Annotated in this window: 23 protein-coding genes; 12 read left to right on the top strand and 11 right to left on the bottom strand. The window is 62.3% G+C overall.

From position 1 onward, the window contains the following. Positions 1–4 precede the first annotated feature (4 nt). From CCK88_RS11540 to CCK88_RS11525, 4 genes are all read left to right on the top strand, one after another. A complete protein-coding gene (locus CCK88_RS11540) occupies positions 5–772 on the top strand; it encodes an SDR family NAD(P)-dependent oxidoreductase (RefSeq protein ID WP_244557476.1) in 768 nt (255 codons plus the stop codon). Positions 773–780: 8 nt separating this feature from the next. Then, a complete protein-coding gene (locus tag CCK88_RS11535; protein ID WP_086470563.1) occupies positions 781–1,911 on the top strand; it encodes a zinc-dependent alcohol dehydrogenase family protein in 1,131 nt (376 codons plus the stop codon). 135 nt (positions 1,912–2,046) lie between these two features. Then, complete coding sequence (locus CCK88_RS11530) at positions 2,047–3,348, top strand: PQQ-dependent sugar dehydrogenase (protein WP_086470562.1); 1,302 nt, start codon at positions 2,047–2,049, stop codon at positions 3,346–3,348. A 118-nt stretch (positions 3,349–3,466) separates the two neighbouring features. After that, a complete protein-coding gene (locus tag CCK88_RS11525; protein WP_170926441.1) occupies positions 3,467–4,804 on the top strand; it encodes a putative bifunctional diguanylate cyclase/phosphodiesterase in 1,338 nt (445 codons plus the stop codon). 30 nt (positions 4,805–4,834) lie between these two features. Here CCK88_RS11525 and denD read toward each other — a convergent pair whose 3' ends face one another. The 4 genes from denD to ftsH all read right to left on the bottom strand — a co-directional run bounded on the left by denD (position 4,835) and on the right by ftsH (position 10,253). After that, positions 4,835–5,812, bottom strand: coding sequence for a D-erythronate dehydrogenase (gene denD, locus CCK88_RS11520; protein WP_086470560.1), 978 nt, complete (start codon positions 5,810–5,812; stop codon positions 4,835–4,837). Positions 5,813–5,949: 137 nt separating this feature from the next. Continuing rightward, positions 5,950–6,687, bottom strand: coding sequence for an outer membrane protein (locus CCK88_RS11515; RefSeq protein WP_086470559.1), 738 nt, complete (start codon positions 6,685–6,687; stop codon positions 5,950–5,952). 170 nt (positions 6,688–6,857) lie between these two features. Beyond that, the gene (gene glmM / locus CCK88_RS11510) at positions 6,858–8,201 is read right to left on the bottom strand and encodes a phosphoglucosamine mutase (RefSeq protein ID WP_086470558.1); all 1,344 of its coding nucleotides are present in this window, start codon (positions 8,199–8,201) and stop codon (positions 6,858–6,860) included. 120 nt (positions 8,202–8,321) lie between these two features. Further along, entirely contained in the window at positions 8,322–10,253 is a 1,932-nt protein-coding gene (gene ftsH / locus CCK88_RS11505) for an ATP-dependent zinc metalloprotease FtsH (protein WP_086470557.1), read from the bottom strand. A gap of 549 nt (positions 10,254–10,802) precedes the next feature. On the opposite strand from ftsH, the gene CCK88_RS11500 reads away from it, so the two are divergent. Next, positions 10,803–11,357 (top strand): nucleotidyltransferase family protein, encoded by a 555-nt coding sequence (locus tag CCK88_RS11500; protein WP_086470556.1) that lies wholly within the window; start codon positions 10,803–10,805, stop codon positions 11,355–11,357. A 240-nt stretch (positions 11,358–11,597) separates the two neighbouring features. Here the strand turns inward: CCK88_RS11500 and CCK88_RS11495 are convergent, their stop codons facing one another. Both CCK88_RS11495 and rpoH read right to left on the bottom strand, forming a co-directional pair. Continuing rightward, the gene (locus CCK88_RS11495; protein ID WP_086470555.1) at positions 11,598–12,176 is read right to left on the bottom strand and encodes a hypothetical protein; all 579 of its coding nucleotides are present in this window, start codon (positions 12,174–12,176) and stop codon (positions 11,598–11,600) included. Between the two features lie 484 nt (positions 12,177–12,660). Then, positions 12,661–13,527, bottom strand: coding sequence for an RNA polymerase sigma factor RpoH (gene rpoH / locus CCK88_RS11490; RefSeq protein WP_086470554.1), 867 nt, complete (start codon positions 13,525–13,527; stop codon positions 12,661–12,663). A gap of 277 nt (positions 13,528–13,804) precedes the next feature. On the opposite strand from rpoH, the gene CCK88_RS11485 reads away from it, so the two are divergent. Together CCK88_RS11485 and CCK88_RS11480 are read left to right on the top strand one after the other, a co-directional pair. Further along, the gene (locus CCK88_RS11485; RefSeq protein WP_086470553.1) at positions 13,805–14,263 is read left to right on the top strand and encodes a GNAT family N-acetyltransferase; all 459 of its coding nucleotides are present in this window, start codon (positions 13,805–13,807) and stop codon (positions 14,261–14,263) included. 359 nt (positions 14,264–14,622) lie between these two features. Further along, a complete protein-coding gene (locus tag CCK88_RS11480) occupies positions 14,623–15,294 on the top strand; it encodes a PRC-barrel domain-containing protein (RefSeq protein WP_170926440.1) in 672 nt (223 codons plus the stop codon). 65 nt (positions 15,295–15,359) lie between these two features. Here CCK88_RS11480 and fliJ read toward each other — a convergent pair whose 3' ends face one another. Together fliJ and fliI are read right to left on the bottom strand one after the other, a co-directional pair. Then, on the bottom strand, positions 15,360–15,773 hold the full coding sequence (fliJ, locus tag CCK88_RS11475) for a flagellar export protein FliJ (RefSeq protein WP_086470551.1): 414 nt from the start codon (positions 15,771–15,773) through the stop codon (positions 15,360–15,362). 60 nt (positions 15,774–15,833) lie between these two features. Next, complete coding sequence (gene fliI, locus CCK88_RS11470) at positions 15,834–17,162, bottom strand: flagellar protein export ATPase FliI (protein ID WP_086470928.1); 1,329 nt, start codon at positions 17,160–17,162, stop codon at positions 15,834–15,836. A gap of 461 nt (positions 17,163–17,623) precedes the next feature. Here fliI and ctrA point away from each other — a divergent pair, with 461 nt between their 5' ends. The 3 genes from ctrA to CCK88_RS11455 all read left to right on the top strand — a co-directional run bounded on the left by ctrA (position 17,624) and on the right by CCK88_RS11455 (position 20,865). Continuing rightward, complete coding sequence (gene ctrA / locus CCK88_RS11465) at positions 17,624–18,331, top strand: response regulator transcription factor CtrA (protein ID WP_086470550.1); 708 nt, start codon at positions 17,624–17,626, stop codon at positions 18,329–18,331. Positions 18,332–18,626: 295 nt separating this feature from the next. Next, a complete protein-coding gene (locus tag CCK88_RS11460; protein WP_086470927.1) occupies positions 18,627–19,490 on the top strand; it encodes an alpha/beta fold hydrolase in 864 nt (287 codons plus the stop codon). 97 nt (positions 19,491–19,587) lie between these two features. Next, positions 19,588–20,865, top strand: coding sequence for an RNA polymerase sigma factor (locus CCK88_RS11455; protein WP_086470549.1), 1,278 nt, complete (start codon positions 19,588–19,590; stop codon positions 20,863–20,865). 182 nt (positions 20,866–21,047) lie between these two features. Here CCK88_RS11455 and CCK88_RS11450 read toward each other — a convergent pair whose 3' ends face one another. The 3 genes from CCK88_RS11450 to CCK88_RS11440 all read right to left on the bottom strand — a co-directional run bounded on the left by CCK88_RS11450 (position 21,048) and on the right by CCK88_RS11440 (position 22,773). After that, a complete protein-coding gene (locus tag CCK88_RS11450; protein ID WP_086470548.1) occupies positions 21,048–21,410 on the bottom strand; it encodes a response regulator in 363 nt (120 codons plus the stop codon). A gap of 139 nt (positions 21,411–21,549) precedes the next feature. After that, positions 21,550–22,224 carry a histidine phosphotransferase ChpT gene (gene chpT, locus CCK88_RS11445; protein ID WP_086470547.1) on the bottom strand — a complete coding sequence of 225 codons (675 nt, stop codon included), beginning with the start codon at positions 22,222–22,224 and terminating at the stop codon, positions 21,550–21,552. A gap of 81 nt (positions 22,225–22,305) precedes the next feature. Beyond that, on the bottom strand, positions 22,306–22,773 hold the full coding sequence (locus CCK88_RS11440; protein WP_086470546.1) for a YHS domain-containing (seleno)protein: 468 nt from the start codon (positions 22,771–22,773) through the stop codon (positions 22,306–22,308). Between the two features lie 124 nt (positions 22,774–22,897). Here CCK88_RS11440 and CCK88_RS11435 point away from each other — a divergent pair, with 124 nt between their 5' ends. Together CCK88_RS11435 and CCK88_RS11430 are read left to right on the top strand one after the other, a co-directional pair. Beyond that, positions 22,898–23,467, top strand: a complete 570-nt coding sequence (locus tag CCK88_RS11435; RefSeq protein WP_086470545.1) for a DUF1134 domain-containing protein — start codon at positions 22,898–22,900, stop codon at positions 23,465–23,467. Between the two features lie 180 nt (positions 23,468–23,647). Further along, a complete protein-coding gene (locus CCK88_RS11430; protein WP_086470544.1) occupies positions 23,648–24,817 on the top strand; it encodes a coiled-coil domain-containing protein in 1,170 nt (389 codons plus the stop codon). Positions 24,818–24,870 lie beyond the last annotated feature (53 nt).

The raw sequence follows: 24,870 nt of genomic DNA, 5'->3' as shown, positions 1-24,870 counted from the left end.
TGTTTTGATCGCACTGCCTCCCATCCCGTCGTTCCGCCTCGAGGGCAAGCGCGCGCTCGTAACCGGTGCAGGCCGGGGCCTCGGGCTGGCTGCCGCGACGGCCCTGGCCCATTTCGGCGCCGAGGTGACCCTGGTCGCCCGCAGCCGGGATGAGATCGAACAGGCGGCCGCAGCACTGACCGCTGCCGGCTTCTCTGCCGAGGCATTGCCGCTCGACGTCACCGATACCGGCGCTGTGCGGCAGGTCCTTGCGAACCGCCCGGCCCTCGACATCCTCGTCAACAATGCCGGCACCAATCGTCCGGGCCCGTTCGTCAAGGCAAGCGAGGACGACTACGACGCCGTTTTTGGCCTCAATGTCCGGTCGGTGTTCTTTGTCGCGCAGGTTGTTGCGGAACGCCTGATCGCCGAATCCAGACCCGGTTCGATCGTCAACATGTCTTCGCAAATGGGGCATGTCGGTGCGGCAAACCGCACGATCTATTGCGCATCCAAGCATGCGATCGAGGGGCTGACCAAGGCCATGGCGGTGGAGCTTGGCGGAGCGGGAATCCGCGTCAATTCGGTTTGCCCCACCTTTATCGAAACGCCTCTGACCCAGCCCTATTTTGCCGACGAAGCTTTTCGCGCCAGCGTCCTTTCGAAGATCAAGCTGGGGCGCATCGGCACGGTCGAGGACGTCGCCGGCGCGATCGTCTATCTCGCGTCCGATGCTGCGGCGCTGGTCACGGGAACGGCCCTCAAGGTCGATGGCGGCTGGACCGCCGAATAGGAGACTTCATGCAGATCCGTGCAGCCATTCTCGAACAGTCCGGCCTGCCGGCGCCCTATGCCCAGTCAAAACCCCTGCGCATTGCAGAGGTTGAGCTTGCCGGTCCAGGGCAGGGCGAGGTGCTGGTCAAGGTCATGGCCGCCGGACTTTGCCACTCCGATCTTTCCGTTATCGACGGCAATCGACCTCGCCCCCTCCCAATGGCACTGGGTCACGAGGCTGCCGGTATCGTCGAAGCCCTCGGACCCGGCGTCGAGGGCCTCGCGGTGGGCGATCATGTCGTCTTCGTGTTTGTGCCGAGTTGCGGCTCCTGTCCCTGCTGTTCCGATGGCCGGCCGGCACTCTGTATCCCCGGCGCAGCCGCCAATGGCGCGGGCACGTTGCTCTCGGGCGAGCGGCGGCTTTTCGAGCGGGACCTCGCCGTCAATCACCACCTGGGCGTGTCTGCCTTCGCCCAATATGCCACCGTCTCGCACCACTCCCTCGTGCGCATCGATCGCGCCCTGCCATTCGAGCACGCGGCGCTGTTCGGCTGCGCAGTCTTGACCGGCGTCGGCGCCGTGTTCAACGCCGCCGCGGTTCGTCCCGGTGATAAGGTCGCCGTCATCGGGCTGGGCGGCGTCGGCATGGCAGCCCTCCTCGGCGCTCGTGCGGCCGGCGCAGAACAGATCGTCGCCATCGACCTTTCGCGCGAAAAGCTCGATCTCGCCCTGTCCATGGGGGCAACCGATGTCTTTCAGGCGAGCGCCGAAGGCGTCGTTGACGCGGTCAAGGATGCGACCGATGGTGGCGTTGATCACGCGATAGAACTTGCCGGCTCCGGTGCGGCGCTGCAGACGGGTTACCATATCGTCCGGCGCGGCGGCCAGTTGACGACGGGAGGACTGCCCGGGCCATCGACCAGCTTCGCCATTCCGCCCGTCAATCTGGTGGCCGAGGAAAAGACCGTGCGCGGCAGTTATCTCGGCTCCTGCGTGCCCAGCCGCGACATTCCCCGCTTCGTCCGGCTGTATCAGCGCGGTCTCCTGCCGGTTGATCGCCTGCTTTCCGAGACGATGTCGCTCGAGGCGATCAACGCGGGCTTCGACAAGCTGCGCCAGGGCGAATTGCTGCGTGGCGTCGTTGTCATGGAGCACTAGCGCGGCCGGTTGTCGATCGGAAAAGTCTCTTCCGGCGACACCGAAAAAATAACCGGCGGCACTGGTTCTTGGACGGCAAAGGCTTTAGCGTTGCCATCTTTTCCGTTCCCTATTTCCCGATTTCCGAGCAGACCCATGGCCCAGACCAGTTTTTTTGCCCGTCTTGTTGCGCTTGTCGGCGGCGCCGCCGTTGCCATTCGCCATTCGGGCGATGGTCCACGCCAACCAGCCTATGGCACGGCGCCCAGCATTCCTGATCCCAAGCCGCAGGGCAAGATTCCGACGCTCAAGATGCCGACCGCAAAGGGCTGGGAAGGCGACCACAAGCCTACTCCGGCGCCCGGTCTCAAGGTCAATGCGTTCGCTCGCGACCTCATCCATCCGCGCAATATGTTCGTGTTGCCCAATGGCGACGTCCTGGTGGCCGAATCCATGGGTGAGGATGGTAAGCCAAGCGGAATCTTCGATCACGCCATGGCGGCGACGATGAAGCGCGCCCGCGCCCGCGGTATCAGCGCCAACCGGGTGACGCTGCTGCGCGATGCGGACGGCGACGGCATTGCCGAAGAGCGCCACGCCTTCATCGAAAACGTCCGCCAGCCTTTTGGCATCGCGCTGGTCGGCGACACGCTCTATGTCGGCGCATCCGACGCCGTATTCGCCTACCCCTATGTTGCAGGTGAAACGCGTATCGCCACGCCCGGCAAGAAGCTGATGGACCTCATCCCCGGCGGACACTGGACGCGCAATCTCATCGCCTCCAAGGACGGCAAGAAGCTCTATGTCGCGGTTGGCTCGCTGAGCAATATCGGCGATGCCGGCATGGCAGCCGAAGAGAACCGCGCCTGCATCCACGAACTGGACCTGGCGACCAACCAATCCCGCATCTTCGGGTCGGGCCTGCGCAATCCGGTCGGAATGGCCTGGGAGCCCGTCGGCGGCCATCTCTGGACAGTCGTCAACGAGCGCGACGGCCTCGGCGACGAAACCCCGCCCGATTATCTGACGTCCGTGGTCGATGGCGGCTTTTATGGCTGGCCCTACTGCTACTGGAACCGCGTGGTCGATGATCGCGTGCCGCAGGACAAGGCCAAGGTGGCGTCGGCGCTGCAACCCGACTACGCCCTGGGCGGTCATACGGCTTCGCTGGGTCTATGCTGGTTGCCCGAGGGCACATTGCCCGGCTTCCCCGCCGGCATGGCCATCGGGCAGCATGGCTCGTGGAACCGCTCCAAGCTCTCGGGATACAAGCTGGCCTTCGTGGAGTTCCAGAACGGCAAGCCGGTGGGTATGCCGCGCGAGATCCTCAAGGACTTCCTTTCGGCAGATGAAAACTACTCCTACGGTCGTCCCGTTGGTGTGGCTCTGGCAAACGACGGCGCCGTCCTGATGGCCGACGACGTCGGGGACGTCATCTGGCGCGTCACAGGCGCCTGATGATCCGAGCGATCCATCTGTCGTTACACACTTTATCTTAAGTGCATTCGCGTAATTGGGTGTGAGAACATGCCGCGCCGATACAGTATCGGCCGGCATGGAACCCGAGAGAAACGCAGTGTCTGCAGCCAGTGCTGCCAAATCGCTACTCGATACCGCCCAGTATTCAGGGCGGTTCGTCCTCGCCTATCGCTGGGTTGCTTGCGCCGTCGGTATGCTCAGCCTGTGCTGGTCGATTTTCTTTGCCTTTCACGGCGATTATCTGCTTTCGGCTTCGCAGGCCGGTGTCGCCGCCGTTGCTGCGCTTAGTGTGGCGTTGGCCAATCGCGGTCAGCTTGCGACCGCGCTTCTGATCACGCAGGCCGCGTTCCTCTTCTTCATCCTGGCGCTGTGCCTGGTGTTCGATGTTCCGAGCGCCGATGTGCCGCGGGTCTCGCATATCTTCCTTCTGGTGCTGGCCATGGTCGGCTACCTCAATTTCAAGCGGCAGCCGTCTAGAATGCAGATGGGCCTTCTGATCGCCAGCGTTGCCAGCTTCGTGATCATCGCCAGCAGCAATGTGACCCTGCCGTTCACCCTGCCGATCCCCGATGACATCAGGCTTTACGGGGCCTGGCTCAATGCCGGTTTCGCGACCCTCATGCTGGTCGCCTGCGTCTACATCTTCCAGCTCGAGCTGGAACGCAGCGACCGGCACGAGGTCGAACTCAAGAGTGCCCTTTGGAACCGGCAATTCGAACTCTTCTACCAGCCTCAGGTGAACCGCGATGGGGTTCTCATTGGTGCGGAGACGCTGATCCGCTGGAAGCATCCGTCCTGCGGTTATGTCTCGCCGGGCGAGTTCATTCCCCAGGCCGAGGATGCTGGATTGATGAGCGAGATCGGGCAGTGGGTCCTTGAGACCGCGCTGCAGACCCTGCAGGAATGGCGCAATGATCCACGTCGGCGACACCTGACGCTTTCGGTCAATGTCAGCGCCAGCCAGTTCCTGGACGAGGATTTCGAGCAGGTCGTCGTGCAGTTGCTCGACCGATACCCGATCGATCCGACGCTGCTCAAGCTCGAGATCACGGAAAGCGTCATGGTCACCAATACCGACCTCGTGGCCGCCAAGATGCAGATCCTGCGCGGCATCGGCATCGGCCTGGCGCTGGACGATTTCGGCACCGGCTATTCATCTCTCGCCTACATCCGTGGCTTGCCGTTGACCGAACTCAAGATCGACCGCAGTTTCGTCAAGGATGTCACCGAGAGCGGCCGCAGCGCGGCACTGGCGCGGAGCATCGTGCAGCTCGGACGAGACCTCGACCTGACGGTTCTCGCCGAAGGAGTGGAAACACCCGAGCAGTTTGCTTTCCTGCGCGATTGCGGATGCCAGGAATTCCAGGGCTTCTACTTCGGTCGCCCGGTTCCACTCCAGGACTTCGAAGCCACCGGAGACCGGCAGGCCGCCTGAACTCTGGCCGGTGGTGGGTTCGCGTGTCGCCTAGCGCACAGTGCCACCCATCTCATCCTCGATATGGGCGCGGACGATATCGTCAAAATTCGTTTCGGCGCGGAAACCCAGGTCAAGCGCACGCCGCGCGTCAAAATTCTGTGGCCATCCCGCCACGATGCGCGAAATGACCGGGTCATGTTCCCGTCGGACAAGCCCAAGTGCCCTCGTACCGCCAAAGCGTTCGAGAGCCGCCAGTTCTTCGGCAATGGTGGCCGAGAGCCCGGGCATCGTCAGGTTTCTGCGCTGCCCCAGAGGCGTGGTGTCTATGCTGGATGCGAGGACGAGGAAACCCACTGCCGAGCGCGGCGAGGCGAACCAGTGCCGGACGCTGTCGTCCACCGGCAGCACGGTCTCGATGCCGTTGAGTGGCTCGCGGATAATGCCCGAGAAGAAGCCGGACGCGGCTTTGTTGGGTGCTCCGGGTCGCACCACGATGGTGGGGAGGCGAATGCCGATGCCGTCGAAAAACCCGCGGCGCGAATAATCGGCCAGCAGAAGCTCGCAGATTGCCTTCTGGGTGCCATAGCTGGTCAAGGGCGTGTGCGCCATGTCGTCCTGTATGGCCGGCGGCAGCGGCGTGCCGAAGACGGCGATCGACGAGGTGAAGACGAGACGCGGGCAATATGGCGCGCTCAGGCTTTCGTGCCTGATGGCGTCGAACAGGTGCCGGGTGCCGTCGAGGTTGATCGCATAGCCCTTGTCGAAATCGGCCTCAGCTTCGCCCGAGACGATCGCAGCGAGATGGAAGATAAGGTCGGGCCGTGTTGCGATCAGCTGCTGCGCGACGCCGGGGGCGGAGAGGTCCGCCGAAAGCGTTGTCATCGGAAAGGGTGCCTCGTGCGCAACCGGCTCGACAATGTCCACAAGGGTCATGCGCGACACCGGCCGAGCCAGTACGCCCGCCAGGATGGCAGCGGTAAGTTTGCGACCCACCATGCCCGCTGCTCCGATGACGAGAATATGCATGCCGGTCCTCCTTCGGTACCCGCTCCATTGAGCACCGGGCACGGGCCGGCGTCCAGAGCGCCACAACAAAAGAGCCGGTGTCTTCTGACACCGGCCCGGATGGAAAATGGCGGTCGTGGCTCGCCGCCACGAACCGGTCAGTTGAAGCGGTAACGCAGGGTGCCGCGCACTTCGTGAACGAAGTTGTTGTCGATCGTGTAGGGGTAGGTGGCTGCGTTGTTCTGGACGCGGTTGATGTAGAGGCCGCGATAGCCCACATCGGCCACGACCTGACCAAAATCATACCCCACGCCGACCATGGCAGCGGCGGCGAAACTGGTGTTGTAGCCGCGGGTATCCGGCACGGCCGAACCCTGGCTGATCACGTCGTTGAAGGCGACACCGGCACCGGCGCCAACATAGCCGAACATGCCGCCGGCAGCGCCATATTCACCGCCGGTAAGCGGGAAATCATAATAGGCGTTGGCAAGGACCACGGTCGAGCGCAGCGACAGGGTATGGTCGCCATTCGTCAGCGGGGGATCGGCGTCAACGAGCGTCGTACGCATGTTGTCGTTGGCGAAATAGTCGACCGTCGCGTCAACGCGGAAGCCGTTGCCCAGTTCGTAACCGGCGCCGGCACCGATGGAGTAGCCGTAGCCGAACTGGTTGATGGCGAAAATGCCCGAGCCATTGACGACCGACGGGTGATTGACGTGGGGCGCCCACATCAGGTTCAGCCCGGCGCTGCCGCGCAGGTAGAACGAGCCGGAATAGCCATAGTCGACGTCAGGAATTTCGATGACGGGTGGATAATAGGGCATGTCGGCGGCGAGAGCCGGTGCGGCAATGACTGCGGCTCCTGCCATCAGCACCGCTGCATAAAGCGTACGCATGAAGAACTTCCTTTGGTTGCCACGACACCAAGTCGATTGCGACCAATATCCGTCAAACTTCTTAAAGCGTACTTAACCTAAAAACTTAACCCTAACTGGTACGTAAGAGAAATGGCTTACAGAGTATTACTGCAAGCCATTTCAATTAAGTCTTCGTCAATGAGTTTGGCTCAGGCAACCTGCTTGATTGCAGCCTCGACCTGACCGACGACCGTTTCCACCAGTCCGGCATCATCGGCCTCGCCCATGACGCGGATGACCGGCTCGGTGCCCGAGGCGCGCACCACGAGGCGCCCGCCGCTGCCCAGCATGGCCTGACCATCGGCAATGGCCTGGATCACCTGCTTGTGCTCGAGCGGCTTGCCGGACTTGAATTTTACGCTGCGCAGCAGCTGCGGCACCTTTTCGAAGCGGCGGCAGATGTCCGAGACCGGGCGCTCCATCTGCTTGAGGACGGCAAGCAGCTGCAGAGCGGCCACGAGACCGTCGCCCGTGGTGGTGAAATCGGACAGGATGATGTGGCCCGATTGTTCGCCACCGACGTTGAACCCCTTGGCGCGCATGGCTTCGAGCACGTAGCGATCGCCCACCTGCGTCCGCTCGAGCGTGAGGCCGAGCTTGGACAGATGCCGTTCGAGGCCCAGATTGCTCATGATGGTGGCGACGATGCCGCCGCCGAGCAGCATCTCGCGCTGCATCCAGCTTTCGGCGATCACGGCCATGAACTGGTCGCCGTCGACCACGTGACCCTTCTCGTCGACGATGATGACGCGATCGGCATCGCCATCGAGCGCGATCCCGATGTCGGCACGCACTTCCTTGACCTTGGCAGCAACAGCTTCGGGTGCTGTCGAGCCGACCTTGTGATTGATGTTGAAGCCATCGGGCTCGGCGCCGATGGTGAACACCTCTGCGCCAAGCTCCCAGAGGGCAATCGGGGCCACCTTGTAGGCGGCGCCGTTGGCGCAATCGAGGACGACGCGCAGTCCCGACAGGTCGACGCCGCGGGGCAGGGTGCGCTTAGCGTATTCTATGTAGCGGGTGCGCGCTTCTTCATCGCGATGGGCGCGGCCGATATCGCGTCCCTTGGCGAGGTGGCGCGTCATGTCGCTGTCGATCAGTGCCTCGATCTCGAGTTCGAGTTCGTCGCTGAGCTTGTAGCCATCGGGGCGGAACAGCTTGATACCGTTGTCATCAAAGGGATTGTGCGAGGCCGAAATCATCACGCCGAGATCGGCGCGCAGCGAGCGCGTCAGCATGGCGACGGCAGGGGTCGGCATCGGCCCCAGGAAGTAGACATCCATGCCCACGGCGGTGAAACCGGCGCCCAGCGCGCTCTCGATCATATAGCCGGAGCGGCGGGTGTCCTTGCCGATCACCACGCGATTGCGGTGGTCGCCGCGCACGAATTTCGCGCCGGCGGCCATGCCCACCTTCAGCGCCAGTTCCGGGGTCAGCTTGTCACCATTGGCAAGGCCGCGAATGCCGTCGGTGCCGAAATATTTGCGGGCCATAGCCTGCTCCCCGATTCACTGGTCTTGTAAGAATGATACCACTTCGCGCTGCAATAGCGGAGTGGCAAACAAAGCGAAAGGGCCGCCGGAGGCGACCCTTTGATGGTGTATGCCTGATCCTCAGCTTTCGGGCTGGGGCTCCATGCCGGCCTCGGGCGGGCTGTCGGGGCGCTTCTTGCCCGTCTTGCCGGCCGAGGGGACGCCCGTGGCCTTGGGAGCGGCCGGACCACTGTCATCGGGGCGCATCGGCTGCTTGCCATCCATGAGAGCACGGAGTTCGTCGCCCGTTAGGGTCTCGAATTCGAGCAGCGCCTGGGCGATGGCTTCCCACTGGTCGTGGTAGGTGGTCAGGATATGGCGGGCCGACGCTTCGCCATCCTCGATCAGCTTGCGCACTTCCTGGTCGATGATCCGTGCCGTGTCGTCTGACATATGCTGGCTCTGGGTCACCGAATGGCCGAGGAAGACTTCCTGGTCGTTCGATTTGTAGCGGACGCGGCCGAGCTTTTCGCTCATGCCCCATTCCATCACCATCGAGCGGGCCAGCGAGGTGGCCATCTGGATATCGCCCGAAGCACCCGAGGTCACCTTTTCCGGGCCGAACTTGATGATCTCGGCTTCGCGCCCACCGAACAGCATGGTCAGGCGGGCAAGCGCCTTTTCACGGCTGAACGAATAGGTGTCGGTTTCGGGCAGGGTCATCACCATGCCCAGCGCGCGGCCGCGCGGGATGATGGTGGCCTTGTGGATCGGGTCGATGCCGGCAACCTTGAGCGCGATGATGGCGTGGCCAGCTTCGTGATAGGCGGTCAGCTTCTTTTCGTCATCGGTCATGGCCATGGTGCGGCGCTCGGCGCCCATCATGATCTTGTCCTTGGCGTCTTCGAATTCCTGATGGGTGACGAAGCGCTTGTTCTTGCGCGCCGCCATCAGAGCCGCCTCGTTGACGAGGTTCATGAGATCCGCGCCGGAGAAGCCGGGCGTACCGCGCGCCAGAACCTTGAGATCGACGTCGGGCGCCAGCGGCACCTTGCGGACGTGGACCTTGAGTACCTTTTCGCGGCCCGAAACATCCGGGTTCGGCACGACGACCTGGCGGTCGAAACGGCCGGGACGCAGCAGGGCGGGATCGAGAACGTCGGGACGATTGGTCGCCGCGATCAGGATAATGCCTTCATTGGCTTCAAAGCCGTCCATCTCGACGAGGAGCTGGTTGAGGGTCTGTTCGCGTTCGTCATTACCACCGCCGAGACCGGCACCGCGCTGGCGACCGACGGCGTCAATTTCGTCGATGAAGATAATGCAGGGCGCATTCTTCTTGGCTTGTTCGAACATGTCGCGGACGCGCGAAGCACCCACACCGACGAACATTTCAACGAAGTCGGAACCCGAAATGGTGAAGAACGGCACGTTGGCTTCGCCGGCCACCGAGCGGGCCAGCAGCGTCTTACCGGTACCCGGAGGGCCGACCAGCAGCACACCGCGCGGGATACGACCGCCCAGGCGCTGGAACTTGCCCGGATCGCGCAGGAATTCGACGATTTCCTCCAGATCCTGCTTGGCTTCGTCGACGCCGGCGACGTCTTCGAAGGTCACCTTGCCCTGCGTTTCCGTCAGCAGCTTGGCGCGCGACTTGCCAAAGCCCATGGCGCCGCCACGGCCGCCGCCCTGCATCTGGCGTATAAAGAAGAACCACACGCCGATAATGACGAGGAAGGGGAGCCAGCTCGAGAGCAGGATCGACCAGAACGGGCTGGTGTCCGGCGCGCGCGCGGTGATGTTGACGTCGCGGTTTTCGAGCTTGGTGATGACATCGGCGCCATCGGGGATGATGGTCTCAAAGCGCGTCCCGTCCTGCAACTGTCCGGACACCACGTTATCGGTGATGGTGACGGTCGTCACCCGGCCCGCATCGATGTCGGAAACGAACTGGCTGTAGCTCTTTTCGGCTACGGACATGGTGCGCGTAGACGACTGGAAGACCTGGAACAGGCCCATCAGCATGAAGAGAATGACCAGCCAGATGGCGAAGTTGCGGAAATTTCCGTTCATCAAATCCTGTCCCGGAGAGGCCGGCGCGAAATGCGCGCCAGTATTTGGGCGAATGTAAGTCCCCCATTGGGGCGTTACAAGGGCAAGCCCTCTGCGTTTCCGGGCCCGTCGTCCAGTCATATTGTCGCGACGGGGTTAATACGCAGTGGCCGGCGAAAGGATGCATCGGGCAAGCGGCATCGTCCGGTCGGCTGTCGGCCTGCGGTTGGACTGCTAGTGACGGACCCCGAGGCGGACAGCGCCCCAGAATGGTAAAAATACGAGACGCGAACCGCCTCGGGGCGCCGGTTTTTGGAACTGTCCGGCGGCGGGGGATCGCTCGTCCCGTCGCGGCCGGACTGGAACCTGTGAGAGAGGCAAAACCCCCACCCGGCTCACCCGACCACTGTTCGCCTGCAGGCCGCCGCGCCGGGTGATGGGCAGGAGTATGCCGCAGGTTCGGGGCGCGGGGATATCTTTACGCCGCGATGGCAGAAATCGACCCCATTTCAGCCATTTGGTGAGCCACATTCAGTTGCTGAAACCAGCCGCCCATGATCAAGTCAAGGCATGAATGAGCAGGACTTCCACGCCAGCGTACTGAACAATCCCTTCAACAAGGAGTTGCTTCCTCGCCTCGCAAAGATCGGGTTGGGACAATGTCATCTCACCGCGGGATGCTTGTTTCAAACGATATGGAACCAGATGTCTGGTCGATCGCCAGAGTGGGGAATCAAGGATTACGACGTCTTCTATTTCGACGACACAGATTTGTCTTGGGAGGCTGAGGACCGAGTTATCCAGCATGTCGCAGAAGCATTGGCCGACCTGCCAATTAGCGTAGAAGTTCGTAACCAAGCGCGGGTCCATCTTTGGTATGGCCAGCGATTTGGGGGCGATTATCCGCAACTGCGTTCGACGCGATCAGGCATCGATCTTTATCTGATCTCCGGCACATGTGTCGGAATTGATGTTCAGACCTCAGAAGTATATGCGGCCGATGGCTTGAACGATCTGACCTCTGGCTTGCTGCGGATGAACCCAAGAAATCCTAAGCCTGACCTCTTTATTCAGAAGGCGATGAGTTATCAGGAACGTTGGCCTTGGCTAGAAATTGTGGCGTGACGGCTATTTTAGTCATCTCGCTCAACAGCTGACAGTCCGCATTCCACCCCGTAGACGCCGTCTCCTGACGACCCCATGGCCGCCCTAGATAGCAACGCCAAACCTGATATTCGCCTTACCTGTTCGTGCGGAGGCAAACTCTGCAGCAGGTTGAAAGCGCCTTGGGCCTATGCCGGACCGCGGCCGCAGTCGCATTCTTGAAGCTCAAATCTACCAGCGAAGACCCACGGCGCTTGGGGTTCAGTTCATCAGGAGGGCAAAGACCTTTCGGGCCCTGCGCACCAGGAAAACAGCCGGGACGACAGCCAGGGCCAGGAATCCATAACCGAAGAGCGCGCCCTGACGCTTCTGATGCGCGCTCAGGTCATATGCCGCTTGCGGGTCCACCAGCAGTTTTCCGTCTTGAGCGACGCCGTGAACTTGCAGTTGCGGGAAGACATTGGGCCACTGCCGGCGCCGTTCCGCCTGCTCCGCGAGGCTCGAGGTGAGATAAAGGTCGAACACGACCGGAGGAATGATTGAAACGCCCGCAGCAGCTCCAGAAAATCGAAACGTAATGCCCGGCCAATCGTCCGACTGCGCCAAAGGTAAAGCGACGCCGGTTCTCAGTGATGGACCAGACGGGCCAGCGGGCTCCCTGGTGTGCTGGACACGATCAATCCGCACGCGTTCCACGATCAGGGTATCTGGCGACGGCGGAGCCGCGTTTCGGTCCGCGCCGGAGAAACCTAACCCCGAAGCAACAAGCAGGGAAACCAGCGCCAGGGACGGCACCCAAATTGGCCTCAGGGTCTGGCGTAGGCTTCTCATTTCATCCATTGCCTAGACGGCCTCCCTTTGTGAAAAATCCGGTAAAGAGACCTTATGGCGCGCGCCAGGCGTTGACCAGCAAGGCGACAAAAACGACGCCGGCACCCACACAGAGCGATCAGGCGATGGCCCTAAAGACCCCACCCGGCTCCCCCGGCTACTGTTCCCTCCATCTGGGCATAGCCCATATGGCCTTCTCACCTAAATCGCTCCACACGAGCGATTTTGCCCAAGGGCCGGGTCGAAGCCTGTAGGCCGCCGCGCCGGGTGTGCGGAAGAATGTGGGGGATGGTGTATCTTTGTCCCTGTGGCAGCTCCCGACCCGAATAGCGACAGTATTTGCCCAACGGTTGCCCGTCCTCTTCCCGCCCCATTCCCGCCAAAACAAAAACGCCCCGGCTTGTCACCGGGGCGTTTTCAATTCTCAACGGCGCCGAGCCTGAAGCCCCCGCCAGCGAAGTCGCCCGAAATCGTCACCGGAGCGATTTTGTTTTCAGGCGCCCGCGGCTTCCTTGACCGCGTCCTGCACCTTTTCAAAGGCACGCACTTCGATCTGGCGGATGCGTTCGCGGCTGACGTCGTATTGCTGGGCCAGTTCCTCGAGCGTCGAGGGATTGTCCTGCAAACGACGGGCCTGGAAGATGGCGCGTTCACGCTCGTTGAGCACATCCATGGCCTTGTTCAGCATGCCCATGCGCTCGGAGAATTCCTCGGTCTCGCCGAGAGCGGTCTCCTGATCCGGCGTTTCATCGACCAGCCAGTCCTGCCATTCGGACGAGCCCTCGTCGGCCCGCATGGGCGAGTTGAGGGAGGCGTCGCCCGAAAGACGGGAGTTCATCTGCACCACTTCGTCCTCGGTCACATTGAGGGTGGTGGCAATCTGCTTGATCTGGTCGGGGTGCAGCGAGCCGTCGTCGAGCGCGGCGATCTGGCCCTTCACCTTGCGCAGGTTGAAGAACAGCCGCTTCTGGGCGGCAGTCGTGCCGATCTTGACCAGGCTCCACGAGCGCAGGACGTATTCCTGGATCGCGGCGCGGATCCACCACATCGCATAGGTCGCCAGCCGGAAGCCCTTTTCGGGCTCGAAGCGCTTGACCGCGTGCATGAGGCCCACATTGCCCTCGGAGATCACCTCGGAGATCGGCAGGCCGTAGCCGCGATACCCCATGGCGATCTTGGCAACGAGGCGAAGATGGCTGGTGATGAGCTTTTGCGCCGCGCCGGGGTCCGCATGTTCCTTGTACCGCTTGGCCAGCATGTATTCTTCATCCGGTTCCAGCATGGGGAACTTGCGGATTTCCTGAAGATATCGGCTGAGGCCACCCTCGGACGAGAGGACCGGAAGATTTGTTTGGGCCATGGACGCACCCCCTTTACGGCATCCCCCGCAAATCCGCGGGCGGAGAGCAGCTCCTGTCCAAGAAGGCACAGGCGCTGACGTGAGCTTATATAGGTCGCAGTTTGGCGAATTTAAGAGGATCGGGGAGAACAATCGTTACAAATTGGACAGGTATGCCCGACCCAATCGCCATTCATCGTCATAATACGATAAAGCGCGCGGAAGTTCAAACACGTTGACGTGAATCGCGCGAAGCCGCTTTGGTTGGCGCACCTTTCGACTGCAATAAGGTGGTTCTATGTCCGCGCCCGTCATCCTGCCCGTGCCTGTGTTTTCCCTGCTCTCCAATGCTGCCTTTGCCCTGCGGCGCGAGGTCTTCGTCTGGGAGCAGAAGGTGCCGGAAGAGGAGGAGCATGACGCCTACGACATTACGGCCACGCATTTCGTCGCCATCGACGCGGGAGAGGTAGTGGGGACGCTGCGGCTGATCAGCCTGCCGGAGCACACAAAGATCGGGCGGGTTGCCGTGCGGCAGGCATTTCGCGGTCGCGGCATTGCGCAGGCGATGATCGTTGCCGCCATGGACCATGCGCGCGCAACCGGCCAGGACCGCTTCTACCTGACTGCCCAATCGGACAAGCTCGGCTTTTACCAGCGGTTGGGCTTTGTTGCCTTCGGACCCGAATTTCAGGATGGCGGCATGCCGCACCGCGCGATGCGGGACTATGACAAGGACAGCGCGGCGTTGATCGATTAGGCCTTCATTAACGCATTAACCCGGCGGAGCCTCGCGGGCCACACGGCTTGCGCTATTGTGCGCTTGTCGGCCCCCTTGCGCGCCCCATGCCGCGCCGCGGGAGGCAGGTTCCGACCGATGATCAAACACATCGGCGGTCAAAATAACCCGTCTTAACGGGAGGCGCAAAAAAGCCGGCACCGGGAAGCCCCCGTCTGCCGGCTTTTTCCATGGTTTCAGCCATTGCGAGAAAAAAGCTTCGGAACGTGTGGCGACATGCGTGCGTTGCTGAAGCATCAATGGGCCGCACGACGCGTCACCGGCAAAGTTTTGCGTCGCACGGCCCTGTTCACCGCAACGATGAACCATTGGAGCCTACAATGATCCGCACGCTTCTGACCAGTTCCGCCATTGCCCTGGTGCTCAGCACTGCTGCAATTGCGCAGACGACGACCGAAACCCCGGCCACCACGACCGAAGCCCCTGCCAACGAGATGGCTCCGGCGAACGAGATGGCTCCCGCCAACGAAATGGCACCTGCCAATGAGATGGCGCCTGCCAACGAAATGGCCCCTGCCAACGAAACCGCTCCCGCGGCGACCGACAGCATGGCTGCTCCCGCCGATGCGATGACCACCCGTACGCCACTCGACATGGCTTCGGGCTACACCGCAGGTGACGGCGACGCCATCGTCTCGCAGGTGATGGGTGCCTCGATCTTCTCGAGCGCCGCTGACGATGCCGAGGAAATCGGCAAGGTCAACGACCTCGTCATTTCCGCCGATGGCCAGATCCTGGCCGTTGTGATCGGCGTGGGTGGCTTCCTCGGCATCGGCGAAAAGAACGTCGCCGTGGACTTCTCCGAGCTCGAATACACCGCTGCTGCGGACAACACCTGGCGTTGGGTCCTGCCGACCACGGCAGAAGCCCTGACTGCAGCTCCGGACTTCGTCTGGGAAGATCCGAACGCTCCCGCCATGGACCCGGCAATGGCTCCGGCTGACCCGGCCATGGCCCCGGCTGATCCGGCTGCCCCGGCCGTTCCCCAGTAAGCGCCTGGCGCTAACGCAAAAGGCCCGCTTCGGCGGGCCTTTTTGTTTGGGCTGTCCTTGCTGGATTACTGACGGCGGAAGCGCAGTCGCGCGACCTCGTCATAGCCTTCCTGCTCGATCTTGGCCTGCTCGTCCTTTTCGCGCTGATGTTCGCGCTGGTCGAGCAGTTCGACCTTCTTGAGGTCCTCGAGCGCTTCGGCAAGGGCATCCTGGGCGGCCTCGAGCTTGCCCTTCATGTCGTTGGCTGATGCCAGAAGGTTGTCGCGGCGGGAGAGGGCGGCTTTTGCGAAGGTCGAGTAGGCAAAGTGGGCGACGTCGGAAATGCCGGTCTTGGTGTGCTCGATCTCGATCTGCTGGTCGAGTTCGGACGCCATGCGCTCGAAGTCGGCAACCATCATCTCGATCTGCGCAACCTGGCGGCGCTTTTCGTCAACCTGGAATTTCTTGAGCCGGATGAGGCTCTCGCTGCGCGATTTCAAGACCTGTACTCCTTACACACCAAGTCAGTTCCGGAATGGCCCTTACTGGCAGCCATTCCATCAGCCCCGCGCATCCGCCTCGGCGATCAGCTGGGCCAGCATGGCATAGCCCTCTGCGATCGACGTCGTTTCATCCCGCTGCTGGCCCAAAAATGCCTCCAGCTGCGGGTTGATGGCGATGGCGCGGTCCACGTTCGGATCTGACCCTTTCCGGTAAGCCCCCAGCCGGATCAGTTCCTCCATGTCCGAAAAGATGGACATGAGCTCCCGCGCCCGAGACAGGGTGGGCCGGACTTCGGCCGGCACGCATCCTGGCATGGTCCGCGAGATGGACCGGAGCACATTGACGGCGGGGTAACGCCCCCGTTCGGCAATGCCGCGCTCCATTACGATGTGCCCGTCGAGAATCCCGCGAACGGCATCCGCGATAGGCTCATTGTGATCATCACCTTCCACCAAAACGGTAAATAGACCGGTAATGGAGCCGGTCGTGGGTGTACCGGGTCCGGCGCGCTCGAGAAGGCGCGGCAATTCGGTGAACACCGTCGGCGGATAGCCCTTGGCGGTGGGCGGTTCGCCGATTGACAGGCCGATTTCGCGCTGCGCCATGGCAAAGCGCGTCAGGCTGTCCATCATGCAGAGCACGCGCTTGCCCTGATCGCGGAAAAATTCCGAGATCGACATGGATATATAGGCGGCCTGGCGGCGCATCAGCGCAGCCTCGTCGGACGTGGCGACCACGACCACGGCGCGCGCCAGACCCTCTTCGCCGAGATACTCCTGGATGAACTCGTGCACCTCGCGCCCGCGCTCGCCGATCAGCCCGATCACCGAGACGTCGACATCGGTATTGCGCGCCAGCATCGACATCAGCACCGACTTGCCGACCCCGGAACCGGCAAAGATGCCCATGCGCTGGCCTTCGCACATGGTGGTAAAGGTGTTGAGGCACCGAACGCCCAGCTCGATCGGCTCGCCGACCCGCGTGCGGTCATGCGCGGCCAGGGGGGATTGGCGCAGCGGATAGGGCGTGGGGCCGCGGGGCAGGGGGCCGAGGCCGTCGATGGGTTCGCCATTGGCGTTGACGACGCGGCCCAGCCAGCCTTCCGAAGGATTGACCGAGCCGTCGTGGCGGCGGAACACCGCCTTGCAGCCCAGCCGCACGCCGCCCAGCTCGCCGAACGGCAGGCAGAGCGCATGACCGTCCCGGAAGCCGATGATTTCGGCGGCGAGGTGATTGCCATCGGTCGTCTCGATGATCACGCGGCCACCCACGCGCAATTCGCGCACCGGGCCCACGATCTCGATCAGCAGGCCCTGGACGGAGCGGACGCGGCCGAACACCTCCACATCGTCGATGGCCTCGATGGCCGAGATCAGCGGCTTCATGCTCATCGCGCGTTCACAGATCGTTCATCAAGGGTAGCCAGGGGCCGGGGCGAGCCATAATTATGGTTTCCGGTCGGGGTCGAATCGCGGCGTTTACCGAATCGGATCGTAACCGAACATTAACGTAAAAGCGCTATTGGCAGTGATGATCGGCGAAATGTGCCCTTAGCCACAAATGTGGCAAAACCTGCCCCAAATGCTTCGAATGCATGAGTCCCAAGAGTCTCTTGGAACCCTTTCTTAATGTAGAACCTTAAGAATTTTTCACCGCATTTTACGTTGATTTTCAATAACTTAATATAAATTCACCCTAACGCGCTTTGCGTATTGCGGATCAGAATTAAACTTTGTTAACTAGTTGGGCTTAGGCTTCAGTCATATCCAGTAGGGTTGGAGCGGGACAGGCAATGTGGCCTTGCCTCTCGCGGGTTCCAGCAGGAACGAATGACAAGGGGAATATAATGCGGGTACTCCTTATTGAGGACGACAGCGCTACGGCGCAGAGCATCGAGCTGATGCTGAAGTCCGAAAGTTTCAACGTCTACACCACCGATCTCGGTGAGGAAGGCGTCGATCTCGGCAAGTTATACGACTACGACATCATTCTGCTGGACCTGAACCTGCCCGATATGAGCGGTTACGAAGTCCTGCGGACCCTGCGCGTGGCGAAGGTGCAGACGCCGATCCTGATCCTTTCCGGTCTGGCCGGCATCGAGGACAAGGTGCGCGGTCTCGGCTTCGGCGCCGACGACTACATGACCAAGCCGTTCCACAAGGACGAACTCGTGGCCCGCATCCACGCCATCGTCCGCCGTTCGAAGGGCCATGCTCAGTCGGTCATTTCGACCGGCGACCTCATGGTCAACCTCGATACCAAGACGGTGGAAGTTCAGGGCGCCCGCGTGCACCTGACCGGCAAGGAATACCAGATGCTGGAGCTGCTTTCGCTCCGCAAGGGTACCACCCTCACCAAGGAAATGTTCCTCAACCACCTCTATGGTGGCATGGATGAGCCGGAACTGAAGATCATCGACGTCTTCATCTGCAAGCTGCGCAAGAAGCTCAGCGTTGCTACCGGCGGCAAGAACTACATCGAAACCGTCTGGGGCCGTGGCTACGTGCTGCGCGAGCCCGACGAGAACGAAGTGTACAGCGAGAACGTCGCCTGATCGGCTGACTTTTCGGACCATTCGAAAAAAAACCCCGCGCCTCCGAGCGCGGGGTTTTTGTTTGGGGACAGCAAAAGCCGGTGCGGTTCGAACTCCTCCTCACCGATCCCATCTGTCCGCCCTCGGATCGAGAGTGCGGAACTGTGGCCGTGGCTCGTACAGTGCGAGCGGGATAACTGAGGGGTACAGCCTCCACTCACACATCGCCAAAAAACTTCACGCTCCGATGTCGAACGGGCATCTGCCGTTCCGTCGTCTCCATGAAGGCGCCAGTCGCGCCATTGGAGGAAACGACATGATCCGCACCCTGATTGCCGCCGCGACCCTCGTTGCTGCTGGCCCGGCACTCGCCCAGTCCGCGCCTCAAGGCGACTACTCTTCGGTCAACGGCATGGAGATGTATTACGAGGTTTCGGGTGAAGGGGAGCCGCTGATCGTGCTCCATGGCGCCTACATGAACATTCCGGCCATGGGAGACATCATCGCGCGCCTCGCCGAGACCCATAAGGTCTATGCGCTGGAAACGCAGGGTCACGGCCGCACCAATGACATCGATCGGCCGATCACCTATCCCAACATGGCCGGCGACGTCGCCGCCTTCATGGATGCGGTCGGCATCGAGAAAGCCGATGTCTTCGGCTATTCGATGGGTGCCGCCACCGGCCTGAAACTGGCCATCGACCACCCCGAAAAGGTTGATCAGCTGGTCGCGGCCTCGGTCTCGTTCGACATGCAGGGCGGCCAGCCCGAATTTCTCGCCATGATCCCGTCCATGGCGCCGGAAATGTTCGTCGGCACGCCGATGGAGGATGCCTGGAAGGCGCTTTCGCCCGATCCTGATGGCTTCCGTCCGTTCGTCGAGCGCATGATTGCGCTCGAGCACGAGCCCATGGCCTGGGGCGAGGCGGTCGCCAAGCTCGAGGTTCCGGTGCTGATCATTGCCGGGGACGCCGACATGATGACGCTCGAGCACCTGGTTGAAATGTTCAAGCTGCTCGGTGGTGGCATGGCCGGAGACATGGGCAAGCCGCTCTCGGCCTCGCGCCTCGCCATCCTGCCAGCGACCTCGCATACCGCCGTCATCAATCAGACCGATCTCCTGATGGGCTTTATCGACCCGTTCCTTGCCGGTGAAACGCCCAAGGGCATGTTCGATTGAGCGCGCCATTTGCCTCGCCTTTTTCTTGACCTCGCAGATGGAGCCGTGATGCTGTCCCCCGCCGAAGCCGAACAACATCACGGGAAGGGTGGGCGCCATGGGCGATGCTGCAGTGCAGGCGCGACGGGAAACCGATCGTGCCATCGCAACGGTCTGGCGCCTCGAGCAGGCCAGGCTCATCGCCGGACTGACGCGCATGGTGCGCGATATCTCCCTTGCCGAGGAACTGGCGCAGGAAGCGCTGATGGCCGCGATGCGCGCCTGGCCCGAAACTGGCGTGCCGCGCAATCCGGGCGCCTGGCTGATGCAGGCGGGCAAGCGCAAGGCCATCGACTATTTCCGGCACCGCAAGATGGCGGCCGGCAAGCTGGAAAGCCTCGGCCGCGACATGGAGGACGAGGTGCCTGACACCGAGACCGCGCTCCATGAACAGCTGGACGACGATGTCGGCGACGATCTCCTGCGCCTCATCTTCACCTCCTGCCATCCGATCCTTCCGGCTGAAAGCCGTGTGGCCCTGACGCTGCGATTGATCGGCGGGCTGACGACGGAGGAAATCGCGCGCGCCTTTCTGGCCAACGACACGACCATCGGCCAGCGCATCGTGCGCGCCAAGCGCACGATTGCCGAGGCAGGCGTGCCTTTCGAAGTGCCGCGCGGCGCCGACAGGGAAGAGCGCGTCGCCTCCGTGCTGGGCGTGCTCTATCTGATCTTCAACGAAGGCTATTCTGCCACCTCGGGCGAAGACTGGATGCGCCCGCAATTGTGCGAGGAAGCGATGCGCATGGGGCGCATCCTCACCCGGCTCATGCCGGAGGAGCCGGAGGTGCATGGTCTGCTGGCCCTGATGGAGCTGCAGCACTCGCGCGCCAAGGCGCGCACCAATGCCAAGGGTGAGCCGGTTCTCCTGCCGAACCAGAACCGGGCGACATGGGACCAGCTCATGATCCGCCGCGGCCTTGCTGGCCTGGGCACGGCACAGCAACTGGGCGGCGTGGCCGGACCCTATACGCTGCAGGCGGCCATCGCTGCCTGCCATGCGCGGGCCCGCAAGGCCGCGGACACGGACTGGGGGCAGATCGCGGCGCTCTATGGTCTCCTCAACCAGGTCGCGCCGTCGCCCGTCATCGAGCTCAACCGCGCCGTGGCCGTGTCGATGGCGCAGGGACCCGAGGCCGCGCTCCCGATTGTCGAAGCCCTGCGCACGACGCCGGCCCTGGAAAGCTACCACCTGCTCTATGGCGTGCGGGGCGATCTCCTGCGCAAGCTCGGGCGGCACGCCGAAGCGAACGACGAGTTCCGCAAGGCCGCCGGGCTCACGCGCAATGCACGCGAAAAGGCGTTTCTGCTGAGCCGGGCGGAAGAGGGCGTTTGAGGGTATCTTTCCCCGCAAACCAGGTTGATCGAAGCGCATATTGCTTCAGAGAGCCGGTGGAGCGAACGAAGGCTGTTCTCGACCTGCCATATTGCCCGGCTTGTCCGGGTAGTCCTGAAGACAAGATGGATCACCCGATCACGTCGGGTGATGACGCCGAACATGGGGTAATGGATATGCGGTCAGGCGGCCGCGGCCTGGAATTTGGATTCCAGCACCAGCCTGTCGAATGGCTTCATCATGTAGTCGTTGGCGCCGGCCTTGAGAGCCAGGGCGATGGCGCCGATATCGTTCTCGACCGTGCAGTAGATGACCCGTGGCTTCTCGCCGCCGACATAGGCGCGCAGCAGCTTGAGGAATTCCAGCCCGCTCATGATCGGCATGTTCCAGTCGAGCAGGATGGCGTCCGGCATTTCCTGGCGGCACTTGTCGATGGCTTCCTGGCCGTCCTCGGCCTCGTCCACGACATAGTCGAGATCTTCCAGAATGCGGCGTGCGACTTTGCGCACGACACTGGAATCATCGACGATCAGGCAGGTGCGCATGTGCCGGGCCCCGGGTTGAAACGCTTTGCCGACTATGCCCCGCAAGCGTTTGCGAAAGGTTAGCGCGACGGGCTCAAATATGTCCGTCGCAACCACGGTGCGCCGCGATTTTCGCACGCCCTCAAGCGGTTAAGTGGGGTCAGGCGGCTTCGGACTTTGCCTTGGGAACGGCCGTCAAGAAGAACACGTCGTTCTCGATGCCGATATTGACGTCCATATCGGTCATCCGCGCCAGGAGGCCAGTATAAAACGGCTGGATGCCGCGGGCATCGACGCTGCCTTCTTCCGGCATGCCGGAAAGCAGGCCCGCAGAGCCAGAGGGGACCAAGGTCTTCTGGCGCTTTTCAGGATCGCTCCTGGAGGTGAACTCGAATTTTTCCTCGCCGGCGGGGCCAGTGATCGAGGCCGTCACCATGCCGCCGCGCGGCACCGAACCGGCGGCGATCAGCAGCATGTTCATGAACAGCTTGGCCTTGTGCTTGGGCAGCAGGATCAGCGGCACGTTCCATTCGAGGTCGGCCTTCTCGATCTCGAACAGGATGCGGGCGACGCGCTCGCATTCCCTGGTGTCGATGTCGGTGCCGGCGGTCGAGGAGGCGCCATAGGCCAGGCGGGCGAATTCGAGCTTGGCGCGGCTCTGCTTGGCGGCGCTGGCAATCAGGTCGCGCGCGCCTTCGGCCATTTCGCTCTGGTTCGGATCACCCAGCACTTCAAGGCCATTGCCGATGGCTCCGATGGGGTTGATGAGATCGTGGCAGACCCTGGAACACAGCATGGCGGCGAGGTCGGTTGCCTTGAGCTCGATGATATCCATGGTGGCGGGTCTCCGTGGGCGCTATGGCGCAAGAAAGTCGAGAATCAGTCAGGCGACAATAAAGCGCCGGGCAGGCCCGCACTACCGGGTCGAGAGCGTTTTGGACAGAACCTGCCAATGTTGCTCGGCCCTGAGCGCTGCCGCATCGGGCGAAAGCAGGAACGCCTCGCGGTTGGAGGCCGAGTAGAACAGGTAGAGCCGCTGCTTGTAGACGGTGTAGATCATCGGGTCGGCATCCGAGATGAAGCCGCGCGACATGCTCATGGCCCCGTGCCCGCCGAATTGCGGCGCATAGATCTCGGGATGCCGCTTGAAGATTTCCATGTTCGCTTCGTTGGCGAAAAGGAACGGCGCGCCCATCCAGCTGAATTCGAATTCCGAACGTCCCGGCATCGGCGCAGGCTCGGTGAAGTAGGATACCGGGTCCATGCCGCCCAGGGCGATCCCCGTCAGCGGGTCGGTGCGGATCCAGGTGACGATCGACTGTGCGAGCGCAGGTGAGACTGTGGCGCCGGCAAGCCCCAAAAGCGGCAGAACAAGGGCGATCATGGTTAAGATTTGTTTAGAGGTTTGCTTCATGATTGGCCCAAATGGTCGCCATGCCAGACCCTGAGACTAGGGACCGGACCTTAAGGTCTTCGTAAACGCAAGCGACCGATACGGGAGAATTGCCATGTTGAAGCGTCTAGCCCAGCTTGCTGCCACACTGCTCGCCCTTGTCGCGGTGGCGGTGCCGGCGCATGCCCAGGGATCGCTGAGCGATACGTTCTCGGGCGAGGAGCTGGTCGAGAGCGGCCGGGAATTCTTCGGATCGGCCGCGCAGGGCCTTGCCTCCGTGGTCGAACGCGCCGTCAGCGAATATGGCCAGCCCAATGGCTACATCCTGGGCGAGGAAGCGGGCGGCGCTCTGTTCATCGGCGCCAAGTATGGCGAGGGCACGCTCTACACGCGCAATGCCGGCCAGTTCAAAATTTTCTGGCAGGGTCCCAGTATCGGGCTCGATGTCGGCGGCGACGGCTCCAAGGTCATGATGCTGGTCTACAACCTGTCCAGTATCCAGGAAATCCTCGGGCGCTATCCCGGCATCGACGGCTCCGCCTATGTGGTGGGCGGCGTCGGCATGACTGTCACCAAGCGCGGCAACGTCATCGTGGTGCCGATCCGCTCGGGTCTCGGTGCGCGTCTCGGCATCAATGTGGGCTATCTCAACTTCACCAGCGAGCCGACCTGGAACCCGTTCTGAGCGTCATCGACGTCATCAAACCTGCGCAAGCCGGGGCCGCAAGCTCCGGCTTTGTCGTGACGGCGCGTCGCAAAGGCGTTAGGGTTAACGAGGGCCAAAGATGGTCCGATGCCGTGTTTGCTGGCAAAGACGGTTGGGTAAAGTCCAAGGCAGGCGTCTCGCCGCCCGGAGACCGCTAGGATGCTGATCGAGAATATCATGTACTTCGCGCTGGGCCTGCTTGTGGCAGGGCTGGTTGCGCTCATCATCATGCCGGCCGTCTGGAAACGCGCCGTGCGCCTGACCAAGCGGCGCATCGAGGCGGCGACCCCGATCACCATGGCCGAGTTCCGGGCCGACAAGGACCAGTTGCGCGCCGAGTTCGCCCTCTCCACCCGTCGGCTGGAAATGAATGTCGAAGCGCTGCGCAAGCGCCTTGCGGAACAGCTCAGCGATGTCAACCAGAAGCGCACAGATCTCGGTGCCCTCAAGGCCGAGCGCGAAAGCCACCTGGCGGTCGTGCGCGAGCTCGAAAGCCGCGAGGTCGAATTGCGGGCCCGCATTCTCGAGCTTGAAAAGGAGGGGGCCGATCTCGGCAATCGCCTGCGCAAGCGCGATCGCGAACTGGAAACGCGGGCCGGGGAGATCGAGACGCTGCGCAATTCGCTGCGCGGCGGTCTGGCGAAAGCCACGACGATCGAGGGCCTGGCCCTGTCGGGCGAGTATGAGAGCGATATCGACCAATTGACCGCCGCGCTTGCCATCGAGCGCAAGCGGGCGGCTTTTCTTGAAGACCAGGCCCATAGCCTGATCGAGCGGCTGGAGAATTCGGACCGCCGCAGCGCCGAGGCCAGCGCCGCCATTGCGCAGATGCGCGATGCCCTTGCCGGCCGCGATGCGCAGCGCGAGGCCGATGCCGAGGGGCTCATGGCGGCAGAAGCCCGGATCGCCAGCGCCGAGAACCGGCTCAATGCGCTCCTGGCCGAAACCACGGAGGTGGTGGAAAAGAGCGAGGGCAGGGTCGAGCAGTTGCTTGCCGACAAGCTCTCCATGGAAGACGAGCTGGAGCGCCTGCGCGCCAAGGTCAGCAATGTCGAGGCCGGGATCATGGCCGATTGGGAGACGGAGCGCTTCGAGGAAGCGCATCTGCGCGAAAAGCTCAACGACATCGCTGCCAGCGTCAGCCGCCTCGTCTATGCGGTGGACAACGAGGCGCCCGCCAGCGTCATGCCCGAAGAAAGCCTCTTCGACCGCGTGCAGCGGTTCGCAGATGATGGCGAGAGCGTCGACATTCTCCCTACGCCCCAGCCCAACAGCAATGGCCGGGTATCCGAGCGCCTCGCGGCGCTCAAGGAAATCCAGGGACGCTAGGGGCTGCTGTCACTACGCTCCGCCCTCGGACCTGATCCGAGGGGTGGCGAGAG

Origin of the sequence: Devosia lucknowensis, from assembly GCF_900177655.1 — a bacterium.
GTDB classification, from domain to species: domain Bacteria; phylum Pseudomonadota; class Alphaproteobacteria; order Rhizobiales; family Devosiaceae; genus Devosia; species Devosia lucknowensis.
This window is presented reverse-complemented; position numbering and strand designations above follow the sequence as displayed.